This window comes from Burkholderia sp. PvR073 (assembly GCF_054055695.1).
The window spans coordinates 163963-184327 of sequence record NZ_JBSRXO010000006.1; the positions used below are offsets into that span (position 1 = coordinate 163963).

Sequence of the window (20365 nt, forward strand, 5' to 3'; positions counted from 1 at the left end):
ACGATAGATATCAAACGTAGTTGAGGTCGCCTCGCATATGCTCGGGCACGTCGACTCGGGTCGGTCAGATCTGGATCGCAGAGATCTTGTTGCGCAGCACAGCCTCAGGCATTTTTGCGACGTCCGGCAAGTAGTTCGCCGAATCGGCCGAGAACGAACGCAGTGACCCTTGACCGTCCAGCACAGCACCATCGGGACCCAGCACGTCGAGCGCTCGGTTTTGACCGGACTTCACACGCAGCAGCCACGCCTCAGGATCGCGCTCCACATCGAATGCGTACCTGTCCGTGCCGTCGCGGGGCTTTCCAACGATATCCGCTTGGCTGTAAACAAATGCGTGAAGCAGATCCTGCAGGTACCACTTCCCGTAGAAGGCCTGCGGAGAAAACATGCCGACATGTGTGGCGTTGAAGGCAGTGCTCGCACGGAAGACAGATTCGCCGAGATGATTCCCGGGCGAGACGACTTCCACGTCCGGCATGTCGGGGAATTTGATCAAACCCTTGCGTACAAATAGCACCAATCGTCTCGCCGATACCGACACGGCCTGGGAGGCGAACATGTCGACAACGCGTCGCGCTTCGTTCGAGTTTTCCACTACCGCGAAGACCAGCACGCGGATATCTTCAATGACGCGCTTCTTGATGCCGACCGTATCGAGAATCTGCTGTGTCCGGTGAGCGAACGTATGCTCGGAGAACACCGCACGGATACCCTTCAGGCTTCTTCGGCGCCACTCGTCCGTCGATTCGAGCAACGAGCGCACCGCCTCGTCGGCCTCCTTCGCATCGTCTACCGTCCAGACGAGGTCCTTGCCGAACGTTTCGTCGATTCCGAGTGATCGCGTACTCACGACCGGTGTGCCACAAGCGAGCAGCTCGTAGACCCGGCGCGAGAACATCGTCCGCGAATCGATCACCGAATTCACGTTCAGGAAAACGCTATAGCGACGGTAAGCCCGGGACATTTCTTCATACGGCAGGCTTCCGCGGATGCACTCCTGGAAGCGCTCCGGAAAAGCGAAATCGCTCTTTGCGCCGGCCGCATGGTTCCGGTCGAATATGTCGAGCTTGTATTTCATCGCTGCATCGAGCAGCATGATCTGGTCGTCTCGGCGATCGGCGAACCGGTTGGCATAGTAGCTACCGGCAAAGCATAGTTTCCCGTTCCGATCGCTCGAACCGATCGGATTGTGCAGTCCGGGTTCGCACGCGAAAGGCAGCACATTCACATTCGAGGACGAGCGTGCCGCGTACTGAGGCATCGCCTCCTCCGCCGTCGTAAACACGAAATCGAACTGACTTGCCGCCTCGATGAAGTTGTTGAAGTGGACGGGATCTTCCTTGTTCCAGAATACGGTCGGAATGCCACGCTCCTTGAAGCCGTTTACTATGGCTTGCAATTCGCGTCCTGGCGGATGCGCGTAGGAGCCGACACGGTACTGCCACGACGACCTGTTTCCACGCCATGCGGATTCGATCAGCAGCAGTTCCGGCTGGTCGCGCGCCAACAGACCCTTCCAGTTGTCCGGCCGAGGCTCGACCAGATTGAGGTATGGCGCAAAGCACTCGCGGCTGAATTCGTCGAAAACCGTCATCGCCGTGACTGGCGAATGCGCCGGTGGTGCCGGCCATCCGAGAATCGACAGATCCTCGCCGGGCGGAATGTCGATCGTCGTGGGTCGCTCCGGCGCACGTGCCACAATGGGCGCCGGGGTAACGATCGCCGGGGCATCTATCCTCTTCGCTTCATTGCCCGTCATGCGACGCCTCAGCACCTTCTGCTTATAGCGCTGATTAGCCTGCCATAACCGCAACGGCAGCGTGAAGACCTGAAGGATGCTTTTCGTGCCGACAAGTGCGCTACCAAGATCCCAGGTCAGCGAATTGTTCACCCGATTGAGTTCGCTCTCGAATATCCTGACCTGCTTCTCGAGCTTCTTGTTTCGCTCGATCTCGTATTGAAGCTTCGCGTAGTGTCCGGCTCTCTTCTGCTGGGCAACATCCAGTTCGGCGCGCAGGCTCGCGATTTGCTTGCGCGCGTCCGCAAGCTCCTCGTTGACCCGCTGAAACTCCGGAACATCCAGCCAAGTTTGATCGAGCGCGTTCTTCAGTCGCGAAACCTCGTTCGCCAGCTTTGCGTTTCGCTCGATTTCTAAGGTGAGCTTCTTGTAGTGACCACCACGCTTGGACTGTGCGATTTCGAGCTCGCGCTGCAGCAAGTCGATCATGCTTGCAAGCGCGGCGGGATCACGTTCGGAAGACGCCGTGGTCGTCATTGCCTTGTGTGTCGCTGGTGTCTGCTTGTTCATTGCGTACTGGCGTAACGGTTTGGAGGAGTACCGGTCCGAACGGCCTGGAAGATTGGCCTTTCGCTCGGCCGACACGCCCGCCTGTCTGTATTAGGCTCGATCAACGCCAGATACCCTTGGTATCGACAAGTCGTTGCCAGTCTTGCAGTTCCGGCTGCACCTTGAAGTTCGTGTGATCGACCAGCATGACCAGCACGTCCGCGCTGCCAATAGCTTCGTCGAGCGTCGCTAGGCGAACACCTGCTTGCGCCAGATTTTTCGGCAGATCTTCGATATACGGCTCGACCGCGACAACGCGCTCCGAATAAATCTTGGCGAGATTGAGAACAATGTCGACCGACGGGCTTTCACGCAGATCGTCGATATTTGGCTTGAATGCTAGGCCAAGGCACGCGATTCGAATATCGCCCGCGTTCTTACCCTGAGAAACAACTGCCTCGACCGCGTCTTTTACCTTGGAGATTACCCATTCCGGCTTGCTGTCGTTCACCTCGCGGGCAACCCGGATCAGCCTTGCCTCTTCAGGCGTCTTGTTCACAATGAACCATGGATCGACTGCGATGCAGTGGCCGCCTACTCCAGGGCCCGGCTGCAGGATGTTGACGCGTGGATGATGGTTGGCAATCTGGATGAGCTCCCATACGTCAATGTTCAGCTTGTCGCAGATCAACGATAGTTCGTTGGCGAACGCAATGTTGACGTCGCGGAATGCGTTTTCGGTGAGCTTGGACATCTCCGCCGTACGCGCATCGGTAATCAGCAGTTGGCCCTCCACAAAGATGCGATAGACGTCCTGCGCACGCACCGCCGATGCCGGGTTGATCCCGCCGATCACGCGATCATTCTCAACGAGTTCGCGAATCACGTGACCCGGCAGGACTCGCTCGGGACAATACGCGACATGGACGTCGCACTCTTGCGCGGCATCGCTTGCGAACACGAGATCCTTGCGCATTTGCGAAAGCCATTTCGCCATCTGCTCCGTGGTTCCAACTGGGGACGTCGACTCGAGAATCACGACATTCCCTTTCCGGAGAACCGGCGCGATGGATTCGGTGGCGGCCTTCACGTACGAGAGATCCGGCTCGTATCCATCACGGAACGGCGTCGGCACCGCAATCATGAATGCATCAGCGGGCTCGGCGACCATCGATGCCCGCAGCCATCCTTCCCGAACCGCATCTCGAACAACACTGTCCAGTTCCGGTTCAACGATATGTACTTTGCCCGCATTGATCGTGTCGACGGCATTCCTGTCGATGTCCACACCGATCACGCTAACCTTGCGTGAAGCAAGAACGGCGGCGGTCGGCAAGCCAATGTATCCGAGGCCGATGACGGAAACGGTATTAATAGATTGCGTCACAATACATCCTTGATTGCTTGTAGATTCTTCGCGAGTCGCTCGCGCATGCGGGCTACTCGAGCGCGATGTCCCGCTCGATTCGGTTCAGTTGATGGATGCTTGCCTTTCAGTCCGCGAGCAATACGGCCGCTGTCCGGCCTTGAGCCGAAACACCGCCGGTGAGAAACGAAACGATCCGTTCGCATGCGAGGCCGTCGCCATATGGATTGTGGGCGCGCGCCATTTCCTCGTAACGAACTGGGTCATCGAGCAACTCACTGCATGCGGCAACGATTCGTTGGCTGTCCGAACCAACGAGACGCACTGTGCCCGCGGCGACCGCCTCCGGCCGCTCGGTCGTGTCACGCATCACGAGGACCGGCTTGCCAAGCGAAGGCGCCTCCTCCTGAATTCCGCCCGAGTCAGTCAGAATCACCGTGGAACGCGACATCAGGTATATGAACGGCAGATAGTCTTGGGGGTTCAGGAGGTGCACGTTCGTGATACCGGAAAGAATCTCTTCGGCAGGCAGCTTGACTTGCGGATTCAGATGGATCGGATAAACGAAATCGACATCTTCGTAGCGGCTCGCCAGTTGCCTGATGGCATGGCAGATATTCCTGATACCGTCGCCGAAATTCTCGCGGCGATGCGCTGTAACCAGTACCATGCGGCGCGCCGGGTCAAGCATCGGGAATGCTTCGCGCATTTGGCGCTGTAACGCGCCGTCCTGTTCGAGACGTCGTGTCACAGCCAACAACGCATCGATAACCGTGTTGCCGGTGACGACGATGTCTTCGTCACGCACGCGCTCCGCAATGAGATTCTCGCGCGAGGCTTCAGTCGGTGCGAAGTGAAGATCGGCAAGCTGACCGGTCAACTTACGATTCCCCTCTTCGGGCCACGGGGAATACATGTCTCCACTGCGCAATCCTGCCTCAATATGTCCGACCTTGATTTTCAGGTAGAACGAGGCGAGTGCGCTCGCAAACGTCGTCGTCGTGTCACCGTGCACGAGTACGTAGTCCGGACGGAATGATTCCAGAACCGGTGTGATCTCGTTCACGATATCGCACGTGATCGACTGCAGCGTCTGCCCCGCCTTCATCAAGTTCAGATCGTAATCCGGCTTGATTTCGAAGAGATCAAGCACCTGGTCGAGCATTTGCCGGTGTTGTGCGGTAACGCAGACACGACAATCCACACCCGGCTTCCCCCTAAGCGCATGCACCAGCGGCGCCATCTTGATCGCCTCCGGCCGCGTGCCAAACACGGTCAGAATTTTCATATTGTCTTTTTTGCTTTTGTATAAGCCCGCTTCCGGGCAAACCGCCGAAATGCGCGCGTCCTAGTTCGCGCTGCGGCCCTCTTGTCCGTTACGTAACGCGACCGCGTTACGTAACGTCCCATTTGCCTACCACCAGAAGATAACCTTCGCCGCAACGGCCAGTTGATACAAAATTTGCGTAATTCCCCGAGTGATCTCGATATTCTTCGATTTCACCTTTGGCAAGACCATCAACTCGTCACCCGAAGCAATCTTCGTACCACTCTCCGCAAGCTCGGCCTTGCCGTTCTGATGAATCACGACGATCTTGCTGTTATCGGCTTTCTGCGTATATCCGCCGACATGCGAGATGTAGTCGTCCGCCGTCATGCCCGATTGCCACTCCACGGCATTCGGGAAGAGCACCTCTCCATGCACCATGACAACGCTCGTGCGCTCGGGAATATTGATGACATCCCCGTCTTCAAGAATCACGTCGCTCATCGTCTTTTCGTTGAGAACGACTTGCCCCTTGAACTCGGTTTTGCTTGCCAACGCCGCGAATTTGGTAATGCTCTCAGCTTCCTTCGCGCGCAAATTCGCTTCCTCGCTCGTCGCGGAAGGAGCCGACAGAGCCGCCTCCTGCAGCTTCTGGAGTTCGACGGCCAGCATTTCCTTCTGCCGATCGGCAACCGACTTGCGGAATAGCTGGACCTCGTCGACACGCGACAACGGATTGGTCCGGATTTGGCCCAGAACCTGCGCCATCGTCGCGCCGTAAGGCAATACCAGCGCGTGCTCGCCGGAATGTGCCCCCTCGATGCGAACCTGAATCGTGCCAGCGTAGCGATCGGCGGTAACGATTAGTTGATCGCCATCGTTCAGCTTCACATTCGTTGCGTCTGCAATCGGGTAGTACTCGCTCGTCTTTTTGCTACCTTGGCGACGCACGATGCTCACGTGCGTCGCTCCAGGTTTCGGGCGCGCGATAGCGAGCGCCTGCTGCAGCGAAATGACAGGTGCGCCGAATTCAAAATCGTATGCGTTGTATACCTCGCCGCGCACCGTGAAAACGTGCTCGCGCGGCCCAACAACGATGACGTCGCCATCCGCAAGCTGGAGCTGGTCGATGACGCCGTTTAGCAGAAAATCGTAGAGGTTGAAATGCTTGCGTACGGCGCCACCTCGCTTGACGGTAACGTCAACGTAGCTGCCGCGTTCGACGTCGACGCCACCTGCCTTGTCGATATAGGACAATATGCTTTCTGACGCAATGCCGCCGTACATGCCCGGCTGCTTCACGTAACCCGTGACATAAACCTTGACCGGCTGCGCAACGTCGAGGCTCGCATAAACGTTGACGTTCGCCTTGTAGACTTTTCGCACCTCAGAAAGCACGCGCCCGTTTAGATCCGCATTACGCACGCCGGCAACGGTAACCGGACCCACGTTTGGCACGAAGATATTGCCCTGCGGATCGACGATCAATTGCCCGTCGAAGGCGAATGCGCCCCACATGCGCAGCGTGACCGTATCACCGATGCTGACCTGATACCCCGGATTGAAACCGGAACCTCGACTGTTGTGGAACGTACCACCGAACAACTGTGAACCGAACATGTTGTTCGGCGCCTGCGGCATGACCGATACATCGCCCGTGCCAGATGCCATTGCACCGGGCCCCGCATTCTGACGTGCAAGCTTCGCGTTCTGCATGGCCACCGCGGCGGCGGCCAGCGAGGCGTCGTCCGGGCTATAGCCGAATTGCTGAACATTTCCCGACGCCGCCCGAGACGACGTCGAGCCGCTGTCAGTTGCGCCCGTCGAAATCCCGAACAGCGAGTCTGTCATTGCCGCCGACGCACCCGCACTCGCGATGCTCAAGATGAGCATCGCCGATGCGATCCGGCTTCTTGATAAATTGGTCATGTCGATTTAATTGCACACGTCGACGATCGGAAGATTCCATAACCCCGAAAACGATCGCGACATATACCCCCGCCAGTTTTGATTCAATGGGATGCCGTGCGATTCGATATTCGCAACACGGCACCTATGGACAGCTGCGTCAGGTTCGGTGATCTTCGATAATCGCCTGCGTCAATCTGACAACGCCGTACAGCAGCAACAGCCCGACCGCGAGTGACGACAGGATGTGAAGTCTGCGTGGATATTCCGCCTCTTCCGGCAAGTTCGGCATCACGATCACCGAAAGGCTCTTGGCCTTGTGAGCCGATTCGACCCGCGCTTTCTCGAAGGTCGACAATGAAACCTTGTACAAATCGGTCGCGAACTGCAATCGCGCCTTCAGTTCCGCATACTGCGCGGCAGTGCGGTTCATCTTGCCGTCACCTGGTGCACTAAGCTTTGTCTTTTCGAGTGCAATTTGCGCGGTAAGCGACGAAAGTGCGTTGCGCTTGGCGACCACGGGCGGCGCGTCTTCATTCATATAGGTGAGCAGGTTACGCAACTCGGCCTCAAGCTCAGCTTGCTTGACCTGCATTTCGGCCACCATGCGCCCGCCGGCCTCTGCGCTCGCAGCCGGATCCAGCATTCCCGTCTTGTTTTCAAATGTGATGACCGAATCGCGCGCGCTCTTCACTTCGTCGTACGAGCGATCGATTTCGTCCCGCGCAAACTGCATGTCGTTCCGCGCCACGCGATGTGACATCTCGTTCAGAAACGATTCACTCTCAGCCAACAGTAATCGGTTGAACTGCTGCGCGAACTCGGGCGACATTCCCTGAGTGCGAATCGTCAGAATGCCGGCCTTTTCATCGACATTCACGCTGAGGCGGCGCAGATAGAACTTGAGCATTTGCTCGCGTGTCGCAGTCGGCGACAGGCGGTTCAGCCAGTCCAGACCGACACTGCTGAACGCCTGCTTCAGCCTGAGCCGCGCATCGACTTTCGCGAGCATGTCGGGCGATTCGATGTACTGTTTGAGCACGATCGCGTCATCCCGCGCGGTTGCTTCTCCCGCCCCGCCCAGCAACGCCTGGATGTTCAACCCCGAGGTCACCGACCTCCCGGCGTCCTTCACCAGCACCTGCGACTCGCTGACGTAACGGCTGCGCGAGATCAAGCCGAGGTACAGGCCGCACACCACCAACGGTATCGCAATGAGTATCACGGGCAGGCGATGTTCGCGCAGCCGCCCCAACAAATCAGACATTGTTTGCTTGCTTATAAACTTCGATTGCCTCATTGACGTCGGGGTAGTACGTTACTTTCCCGTCACCAATAAGCAATCCGACATCGCAGACTCGCCGAACCTCATCGAGGCCGTGCGAGACGAAAATAAACTGACTGACCGCCCGCCGGGCCTCCATCAGCGCTTCGCTCTTCTTGCGGAACACGGCATCCCCGACCGCGGTCACCTCATCAATCACGTAGTAGTCAAAATCGAACGCCATGGACAACCCGAACCCGAGACGCGCCCGCATACCGGTCGAATAGCTGCGAATCGGCATGTCGAAGAATCGGCCAAGCTCGCAGAAATCCGCGACGAACTTCACCTTCTCGTTGAGCTCATGCTTGGCTGCATACAGCCGGGCAACGAACTTCACGTTCTCGCGCCCGGTCATGCTGCTCTGGAAGCCATTCGAAAGTCCGACCGGCCACGAAATGCGCTTGTTGGTAATTACGCGGCCGTAATCGGGTCGATCGATGCCACCGATGATGCTCAGCAAGGTACTCTTGCCCGCCCCGTTGCGGCCAATGAGTCCGACGCTCTTCCCGGACGGAATTTCCACCGTTACGTCCTTGAGCACGTAATGTCGACCGGAAGGCGTCCTGTACGATTTCGTGAGATTTTCAATACGAATCATGATCGCAACAGAGACGGTTCGCGTGCCTTGTACAGGGCCAATCCGAAAAAGAAGATGAGGAATGCACTGAATGTCAAATACGTCAGACTGACCTGCTCGATGTTGTATTCGGACACGACAGCGTGTCGCATCAACTCGAAAGCATGAACGAGAGGATTCCAGAGCAACAATCCACGATACTGCACCGGAATCGATGTCAACGGATACATAACCGAGCTGACAAAATAAAGCGGCCGCATCAGCAACGGAATGACTTTCTCGCTGATCGGAAATTCATGGCCGATTACCATGAAAATGATGCCGACCCCCAGCCCGAGAATTGTTAGCAAAATCCAGATCGCGGCCAGCTCCGGGATATCGTTCAGTTCTACCGATTGCCCACCCAGGACAAGAATCAGCAACAGCACTGCAAAAACGATGATGCTGATAACCAGCTCTAGGGCGGCTCGCGCGATCAGCGTATCAATTGGATGAACGGGACGATAACTCAGCAACCCGAGATTCGCCTCGAGCGCATTCAGCGACCGAAGCGTGATATTGAGAAACATGAAATACGGCACAAGCCCGCATATCAGGAACACCGGGAAAGAAATGACCGGCATCGCATGTTTCGCGATCAAGCCGAGAATTGCGAAGAGCACCAGCATATGAACGACAGGCTCGAGAAACGCCCAGAAGTAGCCGAGCCGCTGCTTGCCGAATCGTGTTTTCAGTTCGCGCAGGAATAGCGCATAGACAACTCTGCGCTGAATGGAAAACGCCCTGCCCAGCGCACTGCCCCCTGTCGGCAGGCCGTCCATAATAACCCCGGTAATATTTTCTCGATTTGCATCGCGACGCGCACTGCTCAATGATTCGTGGCGCCTCCATAATGCCTCCGCGTATCCACGATCGCGGCGCCGCATTCTACCGCGGATTGCTCTGTTCACCCGTAAATTTTTACGATTTTTAAGCATCTTTACGACAGAGGGCAGCCGGCACGAACCGCCATACTATCCGCCCGGCTTGATCAAAATCGAGCAATTCCGATAGTCATCAGGTGCCACGAACCGATTGACACGGCGGTCAATTAACCACTGCTTCACCCCGAAGGCAACAAGAAAGCACGCGAACGCGGCTGCATGCCCCTACGAAAACGTTGTCGTACGCACGCGCCTGGAAATGTCCGTGCGCATAACGGATGCGATCGAACCGCACTTCCACTACTCGGGCCGACTGATTCGATTCTTCGGCCGTAATATTTGGTAATCGATTCGAGGTGGAGCCGCCTAATGCGATGTCGGGTATTTTGTGGAACGTTGTTTTAAATCATCTCCTCGAACGCCCTCAGCTTGACACCCATTCACTCGGATGTTTTCGGATGTGCAGTATTCACTGCGTGCCTTGCCCCTCTTTCCGCTAATCATGGCCCTCGGCCTCCCGGTTCCGAGAAACTGGCGCTCCCCCGCGCAAACTGATCGGCCCGGGGCTTGACAGGATGGAACCGTCGCTCCGCAACAATTCGGCATCCATTGTCGTCATGTTCGGCTGCGCCACGTTGCGCACTCTCAGCGTCGCACTCGAACTGACGAGAGAACAGTGGTTCAGATAGGACGGCCTATCGTAATTCGGGAAATTCCACGACAGGATCGTTGCCGGCGTCAACCGGCCGGTGGTGTCGGTCAAAATCAGCTCCAGATCGCCAATTTCGCATGCCCCGCGTCCGCTGGTCTGACGAAACAGTTCGGTCGTCGATCCTGGGCCATACAAAAGCTCAAGCTTGATGCGGCCGACCTTCAGGGCTGAGATGTTTCCGTCGTAAAACTGAAAAACACCTCCACCATTCGAGGCGGCAGTCAGCATGTACGCCCCCGTGACATTGCCAATCTCGATCCGGCACGTTGTCGCCTTTTCACGCGCCACGACCACTTGATGGGCTTTTTTGGATGAACGATTCTCAATCGAATAATCCCCGATCGTCAGGTTTCCTCCTCTGTCGACCGCAGCATAGCCCCATACATCGCGCACGATCAGCGATCCAATGGACACTTCGCTTTCGCTCACAACTGTCTGCAGATTCAGTCCCAGATCATCTTCGAATATCGCAGTCCTGACCTTGATCTTGCCGCCGGCGGAAATATCGTAGATACCGTTGTTTCCGCATTTGTACGCACGCAGAAAATTCACAGTGACTTCACCAGCCTGATTAATCCACAACGCGGTCACGTTATTCCCCGTGACGCTCCCAAATACACATCCGGTAACGGCCCCGGTGCTCAGGACACGCGGCACCGACGGATTGGTGGCACGCGCCGCCAAGAGATTTTCGCCGTGAACATCAATTCGACAATTGTTCCCGGTAACGAAAAGCACGCTTTGCATTCCACCGCCCACCTTGGCGTCGCTACCGTAGATATTTTCTCCGCGCACCCTGCCACGTACACCGCTCCCCGAAACCTTCACACCGACCAGCGAGCGTGTGTTGCCATCCACATCAATGTCTATGACAGATTGATCTGCGCCGACCACAAGCATGTTGCCGCCTTGCGGAAATGCGGCAGCCGCCTTTAATCGGATCTTGAGGTCGACCCGCCGGGAAAATGTGATCGCCTGCGATACGACATACGTCCGTCCCCGGCCATCTATTCGTAGTGCAGTAGGTAACGCGGCAAGCCTAAGCAATGCTTGCGTGTCGTCGGTCTCGCCGTCGCCTTTTGCACCAAAATCGGACGGATTTAGTGCTCGGTCGGAAGAAGAGGCGGCCATGTCTCGCGGCGAGGCATTTGCAGGGCGAGCAAATGCCGCTAGCTTCGCGCTGCCACCAGCCAGAGTATTCGCCAACGCCACAAGCACTTTTCTTCGCGTGTTGCTCATTCAATCCCCATTCTGGTTGAACGCCACATCGTTCGAGATCGCAATCGGCTGTTCCGGAAGCCGCCCACCAGCGACGCCAGCCGGTAATTAATCGCTACCAGCGGTATTGGAACTTTCCGCCGGTCACACAATTACAGAGTACAACACGAATAAAGACGGACCATGCATGGCGCACGCACGGAGATGCCGAATGAATCGTGCTCAATCGAACAGAGAATGGAGACGGCAGGCGCACCAGATGTTCGGCGAAGTTGCCAGAGCAGACCGGCTCGGCTATAAACGGTGCGACGTTTTCCAAGACGAGTATCCCGTCACCCCTCACCGCGGAGCCCCCATGCCGAACCTAGAAACCGCCCAGCAATTCCTGATGACCCGCGGCCTCGACCTCGGCCTGAACCTCCTCGCCGCGATCGTCTTATGGTTCATCGGCCGCTGGGCGATCCGCATCGGCACCCGCCTGCTCGGCAAGGTCGTGCGCCGCAGCGGCAAGGTCGACCCGACGCTCACCGACTACCTGACCTCGGTGGTCGGCGTGCTGCTGACGATCCTGCTGATCCTCGCGATCCTGCAGATCTTCGGCGTTCAGACCACGTCGTTCGCCGCACTGCTCGCCGGCCTCGGCCTCGCGATCGGCACCGCCTGGGGCGGCCTGCTCGCCCACTTCGCCGCCGGCGTGTTCATGCAGGTGCTGCGTCCGTTCAAGATCGGCGACGTGATCAGCGCGGGCGGCGTCACGGGCACGGTGAAGGAACTCGGCCTGTTCGGCACGACGATCATCACCGCCGACAACATCGTGACGATCGTCGGCAACAACAAGATCTTCTCGGACAACATCGCGAACTACAGCGCGACGCCGCATCGCCGCGTCGACCTGACCGCGAAGATCGCGAACGGCGTCGATGCCGTCGACGCGATCAACCGCCTGAAGACGCAGATCCAGGTGATCCCGAACGTGCTGAAGGTGCCGGCGCCGGACGTCGGCGTGCTGCAGTTCACGCCGGAAGGCCCGCTGCTGTTCGTGCGCCCGTCGACGCAGCCGGAGAACTACTGGCAGGTGTACTGCGATACCAACCGCGTGATCCTCGAGACGTTCCGCGACGCGCAATACCCGACGCCCGAAACGCCGCTCTCGCATCGCAATACCTGAACCGCACGGACGAAAAAAAAGCGTGGCAACCGCCACGCTTTTTACTGCGCCGAAGAGAAACGTGCCGGCTCAGTGCCCGCCCGTCTTCCGCGCATCGCCCGAGTGCCGCCCGCGCACCAGCTTCCACAACGCGCCAAGCGCGATCGGCACGATCGCCGCGCCGATCCCCACCAGCACGATCACGTTCAGATACTGGCGGATGAACGGGATATTGCCGAAGAAGTAACCGAGCAGCACCAGCAGCAGCACCCAGACCAGCGCGCCGATCACGTTGAACAGCTGGAAGCGTGCGAAGCTCATCGACGACGCCCCGGCAACGAACGGCGCGAACGTGCGCACGACCGGGATGAAACGCGCGAGCACGATCGTCTTGCCGCCGTGCTTGTCGTAGAACGCGTGGGTCTTCTGCAGCGCCGCGCGATCGAGGAAGCGCTCGAGCACCGGGATATGAGTATTGAACACCTTCGGCCCGACCCAGCGGCCGATCACGTAGTTCAAGGTATTGCCGGCAATCGCCGCGACCAGCAGCAGCACGATCAGCACGACGACGTTCATGTCGCCCGTCGCCCCGAACGCACCGCCGATGAACAGCAGCGAATCGCCGGGCAGGAACGGCAACACGACGAGCCCCGTCTCGCAGAACACGATCAGGAACAGCACCAGATATACCCATGCACCGTACTGCCGGATGAAGTCGCCGAGGAACGCGTCGATATGCAGGACCAGGTTGACGAAATGAAGCAGCGTATCCAAATGCGATTCCTCGAAGGCGAAAAGGCCGCAGCGGCCGGAAAAAGCGGAAGCGCCCGCCGGACAAGGCGGCGCGCGGAACGGAGCCATCATACCGAAACTACCTTAAGGCTCCGTGAAAAAACGTAACCACCCGCGGCCCCGGCATGCCTCCGCCGCCTCGCTATAATTCCGCCATGTCCGATATCACCGAAACGGCCGCGGGCGCCGCGCCCGCCCCCGCTGCGCGCCCGCTGCGCGCGATCCAGCCCCTGCCCGACCAGCTGATCAGCCAGATCGCCGCCGGCGAGGTCGTCGAACGCCCGGCGTCGGTCGTCAAGGAGCTGCTCGAGAACGCGATGGACGCCGGCGCGAGCACGCTGCGCATCGTGCTCGAGGAAGGCGGCGTCAAGCGCATCTCGATCACCGACGACGGCTGCGGGATTCCGCCCGGCGAACTGCCGCTCGCGCTGATGCGCCACGCGACGAGCAAGATCCGCTCGCTCGAGGAGCTCGAGGCGGTCGCGACGCTGGGTTTTCGCGGCGAAGCGCTCGCGTCGATCGCGTCGGTCGCCGAGATGTCGATCACGAGCCGCACGGCCGACGTCGCCCATGCGACGAAGATCGACGCGACCACGGGCGCGCTGTCGCCGGCCGCCGGTGCGGTCGGCACGACGATCGAGGTGCGCGAGCTGTACTTCAACACGCCCGCGCGCCGCAAGTTCCTGAAAAGCGAGCAGACCGAGTTCGGCCACTGCCTCGAAATGATCCGCCGCGCGGCGCTCGCGCGGCCGGACGTCGCGATCTCGGTGCTGCACAACGGCAAGGCCGTCGAGCACTGGAACGCGACCGAACCCGCGCAACGCGTCGCGAAAATCCTCGGCGACGGCTTCGCCACCGCGCACCTGCCGCTCGACGAGCAGGCCGGACCGCTCGCCGTCTACGGCTGCGCGGGCCTGCCGACCGCGAGCCGCGGCCGCGCCGACCAGCAATACTTCTTCGTCAACGGCCGCTTCGTGCGCGACAAGTTGCTCACGCACGCGGTGCGCGCGGCGTACGAGGACGTCCTCCACGGCGACCGCTACCCGTCGTACGTGCTGTTCCTCGACCTGCCGCCCGAAGCAGTCGACGTGAACGTGCACCCGTCGAAGATCGAAGTGCGGTTCCGCGATTCGCGCTCGATCCACCAGTACGTCTTCCACGCGGTCCAGCGCGCGCTCGCCCGCCATGCGGGCGCGTCGCCGGAAACCACCGCGGGCGGCCACGCCGCGCAACTCTCGCCGGCGCCGGGCGGCCCCGCGTCGTTCCTGAATACGCCGCTCGGCCTGGGCGCGGCCACCGGCACGGGCGGCAGCGGCTTCTCGTCGCCGTCATCCTCATCGTCGTCCGGCAACACGTGGATGCGCCAGGCGCGCATGACGCAGGGCACGCTGCCGGTCGCGCAGCCGCTCGCGCTCTACGACGCGCTGTTCGGCCGCAAGGACACGGGCGCCGGCACGCCGGACGGCACGACCGTCATCGCGCACGATTCGGCGAGCGCGCCGAACACGACGCCGGGCTTCGTCGCGTCGCCGCTCGCGGCCACCGCACACGACGAGCAGCCGCTGGGCTTCGCGCTCGGCCAGATCCACGGCATCTACGTGCTCGCGCAGAACGCGCACGGCCTCGTGATCGTCGACATGCATGCGGCGCACGAGCGGATCCTGTACGAACAGTTCAAGAACGCGCTCGCCGACCGCACGGTCGCCGTGCAGTCGCTGCTGCTGCCGATATCGATGACGGCGACGCCGGTCGAGATCGGCACGGTCGAGGAAGAGCGCGACACGCTCGAATCACTCGGCTTCGACCTCGCGGTGCTGTCGCCGACGACGCTCGCGATCCGCGCGGTGCCCGCGCTGCTGAAGGATGCGGACCTGCAGTCGCTCGCGCGCGCGGTGCTCGCCGACCTGCACGCGTTCGGCGGCTCGCGCGTGCTCACCGAGCGCCAGCACGAGTTGCTCGGCACGCTCGCATGCCACCACGCGGTGCGCGCGAACCGGCGCCTGACGCTCGACGAGATGAACGCGCTGCTGCGCCAAATGGAAGCGACCGAACGCGCGGACCAGTGCAATCACGGCCGACCGACGTGGTATCAGCTCACGCTGAACGATCTCGACCGCCTCTTCATGCGCGGCCAATGAGCGCTTCACCGCAGTCCCGCCCGACAACGATCGCCTGCCTGCTCGGCCCCACCGCGTCGGGCAAGACGGCCGCCGCGCTGGCGCTCGCCGCGCGCCGCCCGATCGAGATCGTCAGCGTCGATTCGGCGCTCGTCTACCGCGACATGGATATCGGCACCGCGAAGCCGACACGCGACGAACGCGCGAGCGTGCCGCACCATCTGATCGACATCATCGATCCGGCCGATGCGTATTCGGCGGCCGAATTCCGCGCCGACGCGCTGCGCCTGATCGGCGAGGTCGCCGCGCGCGGCCGCACGCCGCTGCTCGCGGGCGGCACGATGCTGTACTACAAGGCGCTGACACAGGGCCTCAACGACCTGCCGACCGCCGATCCGGCCGTACGCGCGGAGCTCGACGCCGATGCCGCGCGCGACGGCTGGCCCGCGCTGCATGCGCGGCTCGCGCAGGTCGACCCCGCGACGGCCGCGCGGCTCGCGCCGAACGATTCGCAGCGGATCCAGCGCGCGCTCGAAGTGTTCCTGCTGAGCGGGCAGCCGATGTCGGTGCTGCTCGCCGCGCCGCGGCGCGCGGACGACGAGGCCGCCGCGTACCGCTTCGTGCCGGTCGCGCTCGAACCGTCGGACCGCGCGGTGCTGCACGCGCGCATCGCGCAACGCTTCGACGCGATGCTCGACGCGGGCTTCATCGACGAGGTCGAACGGCTGCGCCGTCGCGAGGATCTGCATCTCGGCCTGCCGTCGATGCGCTGCGTCGGCTACCGGCAGGCCTGGGAATTCCTCGACGGCGACACCGACTACCGGACCATGCGCGACAAGGGCATCTTCGCGACGCGCCAGCTGTGCAAACGGCAGATCACGTGGCTGCGCGCGATGCCCGAACGGATCGTCGTCGACTGTGTCGCGCCGGATGCGACCGCGCACGCGCTCGACACGCTCGAACGCGTGCTGGACGACCGCCTGCCGGCCTGATCCGGGCGCGGGCACGGGGTCAATCGCCGCGCAGGCGAGCCGCCAGACGCGCGCGCGCGCCATCGACGATCAACGCCACGCCGCGCTCGAACGCTTCGTCGCCGCCACGCTCGCGCAGCGCAGCCCAGCCCTGCGCGAGGAGCGGATGCTCGGCCGTGTCAGGCAGCGTCGTGTCGGTTTCGCGTTCCGCTTCCGCCTGCTCTTCCAGCACCCAACCGACCACGAAGCGGCCGAGCGCGTACATCACGTCGACCGCTTCGTCCGGCGCAAAGCCCGCCCCGGCCAGCAGCGCCACCTTCCGTTCGATCGAACCGAAATGCAGCGTGCGCGGCCGCGTACCGGCATGCAGGCGCGCGCCGTCGCGATAGGCCAGCAGCGCGCGACGGAAACTGCACGCATTCTCGATAAGCCACGCATCCCAGGCGTCGCCCGGCCGCGGCAGCGACGCGCCGTGGCGCTCGAGCATGATCGCCTCGGCCATCGCGTCGAGCAGCTCGGCCTTGTTCCGGAAGTGCCAGTACAGCGTCGGCGACTGCACGCCGAGCCGCTCCGCGAGCCGCCGCGTCGACAGTCCGTCGATACCGACCTCGTTGAGCAGATCGAGCGCCGCGCGCATCACCGTGTCGCGCGTCAGCCGCGCACCCGTGTCCTTCATCTCTATCACCGATAGGGAAACTATGGAATAATCGCCACTCTATCATCGATAGAGTAGTCGCCTTGAATCCGTCCCTGATTGCCATCCTCGCCACGGTCTTGCTCGACGCGATCGGCGTCGGGATCGTGATGCCGATCCTGCCCGGCCTGCTGCGCACGCTCGCCGGCGCCGGCAGCACCGACACCCACTATGGGATCCTGCTCGCGCTGTACGCGTTCGCCCAATTCCTGTGCGCCCCGCTGCTCGGCACGCTGAGCGACCGCTTCGGCCGCCGGCCCGTGCTGCTCGCGTCGCTTGCGGGCGCCGCGCTCGACTACTTGCTGATGGCGCTCGCGCCGACGCTGGCCTGGCTTTACGTCGGGCGGCTGATCGCCGGCATCACTGGCGCGAACGTCGCGGTCGCGACCGCGTACGTGACCGACGTCACGGCCGAACCCGACCGCGCACGGCGCTTCGGCCAGCTCGGCGCGATGATGGGCGTCGGCTTCATAGCAGGCCCGCTGATCGGCGGGCTGTTCGGCGCGCTGCACCTGCGCGCGCCGTTCGTCGCGGCCGCGCTGCTCAATGCGCTGAACCTCGCGCTCGTGTGGCGCGCGCTGCCGGAATCACGTCCGCGCGCGGCCCGGGCAAGTCGCGCGGTCGCCACGCTCAACCCGTTCGCCGGCCTGCGCCGGCTGAGCGGCGCGCCCGCGCTCGTGCCGCTGATCGGCATCTACGTGATCGTCGCGCTGGTGTCGCAGGCGCCCGCGACGCTGTGGATTCTGTACGGCCAGGAGCATTTCGGCTGGTCCACGCCCGTCGCGGGGCTGTCGCTCGCCGGCTACGGTGCGTGCCACGCGCTCGCGCAGGCCTTCGCGATCGGGCCGCTGATCGCACGGCTCGGCGAGCGCCGCGCACTCGCCCTGGGCCTCGCGGGCGACGCGCTCGGGCTGGTAATGATCGCGTTCGCGACGGCCGCATGGGTGCCGTTCGCACTGCTGCCGCTGTTCGCGGCGGGTGGCATGACGCTGCCGGCGTTGCAGGCGATGCTCGCGCGTCAGGTCGACGATGCGCGCCAGGGCGAACTGCAGGGCACGCTCGCGAGCGTGGCGAGCCTGATCGGCGTCGCCGGGCCGCTCGTCGTCACGACGACCTACGCGGCCACCCGCGGCACGTGGCCGGGGCTCGTATGGGCCGCGGCCGCGCTGCTCTATCTGCTGGTGCCGCCGTTGCTGGCGGGCGCGCGCCCGACGAGCGCACCGCGGCCGTCCGCGTGAACGGCGGCCAGCTGCCCGGCAGCGCTCACGCCACCTCGCTCAGTGCGCGAGCGTCACGAGATTCGCATCGCGCGTGAGCTGCCAGCGGCCATCCGACTTGCGGAAGATCGTCAGCGTATGGCCCGAGCGGCGCACGGTGTCGCCGCCCGGCGGCGTCACGTCGATTTCGAGGAAATTGCGCAGGTACGCCCAGTCGCCCATCACGCGCAGTTCGTCGATCCGGTAGCGGCCATCGACCTTCGGCCCGTTGCCGGCCGCCGCATTCGCGTCGCGCGAGGCGGCCGCGAACGCCGCCTTGTCGAACGGCGGCTTGCCGGCCACCATGAAAATCGCGTCGTCGGCGATCAGGTCGAGCACGGTCGCCAGATCGCCGCGCCGGCTCGACACGAACCAGGTTTCCACCAGCTCGCGAATCGCGCGTTCGTCTTCGGTCATCGTCGTTCCTCCTTCGGGGGCGCGTCGAGATGCCTGCCCGCGCCAGAAAAAAAGCCGCCCGGATCGACTCCGGGCGGCTTTCCTTGCTGCATCCTGCGTGCGCTGCGTCAGACCACGACCGTCTGCGCCTCGCCTTCGCGGCTCGCACGCACGGTGCCGATCTTCCACACCTGTTCGCCGGCGGCCGTCAGGTCGGCGATCGCCGCGTCGGCGTCCGCCGCCGACACGATCACTGCCATGCCGATCCCGCAGTTGAACACGCGGTGCATTTCCGCGTCGGCGACGCCGCCGTGCTCCTGCAGCCACTTGAACAGCGGCGGCAGCGGCCATGCGTTCTGGTCGAGCTCGGCGGTGAGGCCTTCGCGCAGCACGCGCGGAATGTTCTCGACGAGGCCGCCACCAGTGATGTGGGCCATACCCTTCACCGGCAGCTTCTGCATCAGCGCGAGCAGCGGCTTCACGTAGATGCGCGTCGGCGCCATCAGCGTGTCGGCCAGCGAGCGGCCGTGGAAATCGGCCGACAGGTCGGGGTTCGCGCGCTCGATGATCTTGCGCACGAGCGAGAAGCCGTTCGAGTGGATGCCGCTCGATGCGAGGCCGAGCACCACGTCGCCTTCGGCGATCGTGCTGCCGTCGATGATCTTGCTCTTCTCGACCGCGCCGACCGCGAAACCGGCCAGGTCGTATTCGCCGTCCGGGTACATGCCCGGCATTTCGGCCGTCTCACCGCCGATCAGCGCGCAGCCCGACAGTTCGCAGCCGTGCGCGATGCCCTTGACGACCGTGGCGGCCGTGTCGACGTCGAGCTTGCCGCACGCGAAGTAGTCGAGGAAGAACAGCGGCTCGGCACCCTGCACGAGGATGTCGTTCACGCTCATCGCGACGAGATCCTGGCCGACGGTGTCGTGTTTGTTCAGATGAAAGGCCAGCTTGAGCTTGGTGCCCACGCCGTCGGTGCCCGACACGAGCACGGGCTCCTTGTACTTCTTCGGCACTTCGAACAGCGCGCCGAACCCGCCGATGCCGCCGAGCACGCCGTCGCGCAGGGTTTTCTTCGCAAAAGGCTTGATCTTGTCGATGAGCGCGTCGCCTGCGTCGATGTCGACGCCTGCGTCGCGGTAGGACAGACCCTGAGCGTCGGGAGCGGATTTCGGAGGATTCATGGGGGAATGCGAGAAGGTCGGTAAAATGCGATTTTACCCGAAGCCGGCCCGTTGGCCGGAATTCCCAGCACCGAATCGTCAGGGATTGCATCTTGGTCGACACGTCCCCGTTTTCATCGCTCCGCGAGCCGCGCCGAAACCCGCGCGCCGCCGTGCGTGCGGCCGCGTGTGCAGACACCGGAGCAGCCCCCCGCGCGTGCCCGGCGTACGCCACGCGTTTCAT

The 20365-nt window shown here is 61.9% G+C and carries 16 protein-coding genes; 4 read left to right on the forward strand and 12 right to left on the reverse strand.

Going from position 1 to position 20365, the window contains the following annotated elements; translation table 11 throughout:
• Positions 1-64: 64 nt before the first annotated feature.
• The 8 genes from ACVK00_RS19680 to ACVK00_RS19715 form a co-directional block, all read right to left on the reverse strand.
• A complete protein-coding gene (locus ACVK00_RS19680; RefSeq protein ID WP_284894822.1) occupies positions 65-2311 on the reverse strand; it encodes a glycosyltransferase family protein in 2247 nt (748 codons plus the stop codon).
• A gap of 100 nt (positions 2312-2411) precedes the next feature.
• Entirely contained in the window at positions 2412-3677 is a 1266-nt protein-coding gene (gene wecC / locus ACVK00_RS19685; protein WP_284894823.1) for a UDP-N-acetyl-D-mannosamine dehydrogenase, read from the reverse strand.
• Positions 3678-3783: 106 nt separating this feature from the next.
• The gene (gene wecB / locus ACVK00_RS19690) at positions 3784-4944 is read right to left on the reverse strand and encodes a non-hydrolyzing UDP-N-acetylglucosamine 2-epimerase (protein WP_284894824.1); all 1161 of its coding nucleotides are present in this window, start codon (positions 4942-4944) and stop codon (positions 3784-3786) included.
• A 126-nt stretch (positions 4945-5070) separates the two neighbouring features.
• Positions 5071-6852, reverse strand: a complete 1782-nt coding sequence (locus ACVK00_RS19695) for a polysaccharide biosynthesis/export family protein (RefSeq protein ID WP_354122921.1) — start codon at positions 6850-6852, stop codon at positions 5071-5073.
• 139 nt (positions 6853-6991) lie between these two features.
• Positions 6992-8098: a lipopolysaccharide biosynthesis protein gene (locus ACVK00_RS19700; RefSeq protein ID WP_284894826.1), complete on the reverse strand. Its 1107-nt coding sequence runs from the start codon at positions 8096-8098 to the stop codon at positions 6992-6994.
• Positions 8091-8753: an ABC transporter ATP-binding protein gene (locus ACVK00_RS19705; protein WP_284894827.1), complete on the reverse strand. Its 663-nt coding sequence runs from the start codon at positions 8751-8753 to the stop codon at positions 8091-8093. Before ACVK00_RS19705 ends, ACVK00_RS19700 begins: the two co-directional genes overlap by 8 nt.
• On the reverse strand, positions 8750-9604 hold the full coding sequence (locus ACVK00_RS19710) for an ABC transporter permease (protein WP_284894828.1): 855 nt from the start codon (positions 9602-9604) through the stop codon (positions 8750-8752). The genes ACVK00_RS19705 and ACVK00_RS19710 overlap by 4 nt, the downstream gene beginning before the upstream one ends.
• Before the next feature lie 547 nt (positions 9605-10151).
• Positions 10152-11606, reverse strand: coding sequence for a hypothetical protein (locus ACVK00_RS19715; RefSeq protein WP_284894829.1), 1455 nt, complete (start codon positions 11604-11606; stop codon positions 10152-10154).
• 334 nt (positions 11607-11940) lie between these two features.
• Here ACVK00_RS19715 and ACVK00_RS19720 point away from each other — a divergent pair, with 334 nt between their 5' ends.
• A complete protein-coding gene (locus ACVK00_RS19720) occupies positions 11941-12753 on the forward strand; it encodes a mechanosensitive ion channel family protein (protein WP_284894830.1) in 813 nt (270 codons plus the stop codon).
• 69 nt (positions 12754-12822) lie between these two features.
• On the opposite strand, the gene ACVK00_RS19725 is transcribed toward ACVK00_RS19720, so the two are convergent.
• Positions 12823-13506 carry a DedA family protein gene (locus ACVK00_RS19725; RefSeq protein ID WP_228906924.1) on the reverse strand — a complete coding sequence of 228 codons (684 nt, stop codon included), beginning with the start codon at positions 13504-13506 and terminating at the stop codon, positions 12823-12825.
• A gap of 173 nt (positions 13507-13679) precedes the next feature.
• Between ACVK00_RS19725 and mutL the strand changes: the two genes are divergently transcribed.
• Both mutL and miaA read left to right on the forward strand, forming a co-directional pair.
• Positions 13680-15662, forward strand: a complete 1983-nt coding sequence (gene mutL / locus ACVK00_RS19730; protein ID WP_284894831.1) for a DNA mismatch repair endonuclease MutL — start codon at positions 13680-13682, stop codon at positions 15660-15662.
• Complete coding sequence (gene miaA, locus ACVK00_RS19735; protein ID WP_284894832.1) at positions 15659-16633, forward strand: tRNA (adenosine(37)-N6)-dimethylallyltransferase MiaA; 975 nt, start codon at positions 15659-15661, stop codon at positions 16631-16633. Before mutL ends, miaA begins: the two co-directional genes overlap by 4 nt.
• A gap of 19 nt (positions 16634-16652) precedes the next feature.
• Here miaA and tetR read toward each other — a convergent pair whose 3' ends face one another.
• On the reverse strand, positions 16653-17288 hold the full coding sequence (tetR, locus tag ACVK00_RS19740; RefSeq protein WP_354122920.1) for a tetracycline resistance transcriptional repressor TetR: 636 nt from the start codon (positions 17286-17288) through the stop codon (positions 16653-16655).
• A gap of 62 nt (positions 17289-17350) precedes the next feature.
• Between tetR and tet(64) the strand changes: the two genes are divergently transcribed.
• Complete coding sequence (gene tet(64), locus ACVK00_RS19745; RefSeq protein WP_284894834.1) at positions 17351-18544, forward strand: tetracycline efflux MFS transporter Tet(64); 1194 nt, start codon at positions 17351-17353, stop codon at positions 18542-18544.
• 39 nt (positions 18545-18583) lie between these two features.
• Here the strand turns inward: tet(64) and ACVK00_RS19750 are convergent, their stop codons facing one another.
• Together ACVK00_RS19750 and purM are read right to left on the reverse strand one after the other, a co-directional pair.
• Complete coding sequence (locus ACVK00_RS19750) at positions 18584-18979, reverse strand: YybH family protein (RefSeq protein ID WP_228906919.1); 396 nt, start codon at positions 18977-18979, stop codon at positions 18584-18586.
• A gap of 107 nt (positions 18980-19086) precedes the next feature.
• A complete protein-coding gene (gene purM, locus ACVK00_RS19755; protein ID WP_006750666.1) occupies positions 19087-20142 on the reverse strand; it encodes a phosphoribosylformylglycinamidine cyclo-ligase in 1056 nt (351 codons plus the stop codon).
• Between the last annotated feature and the right edge of the window lie 223 nt (positions 20143-20365).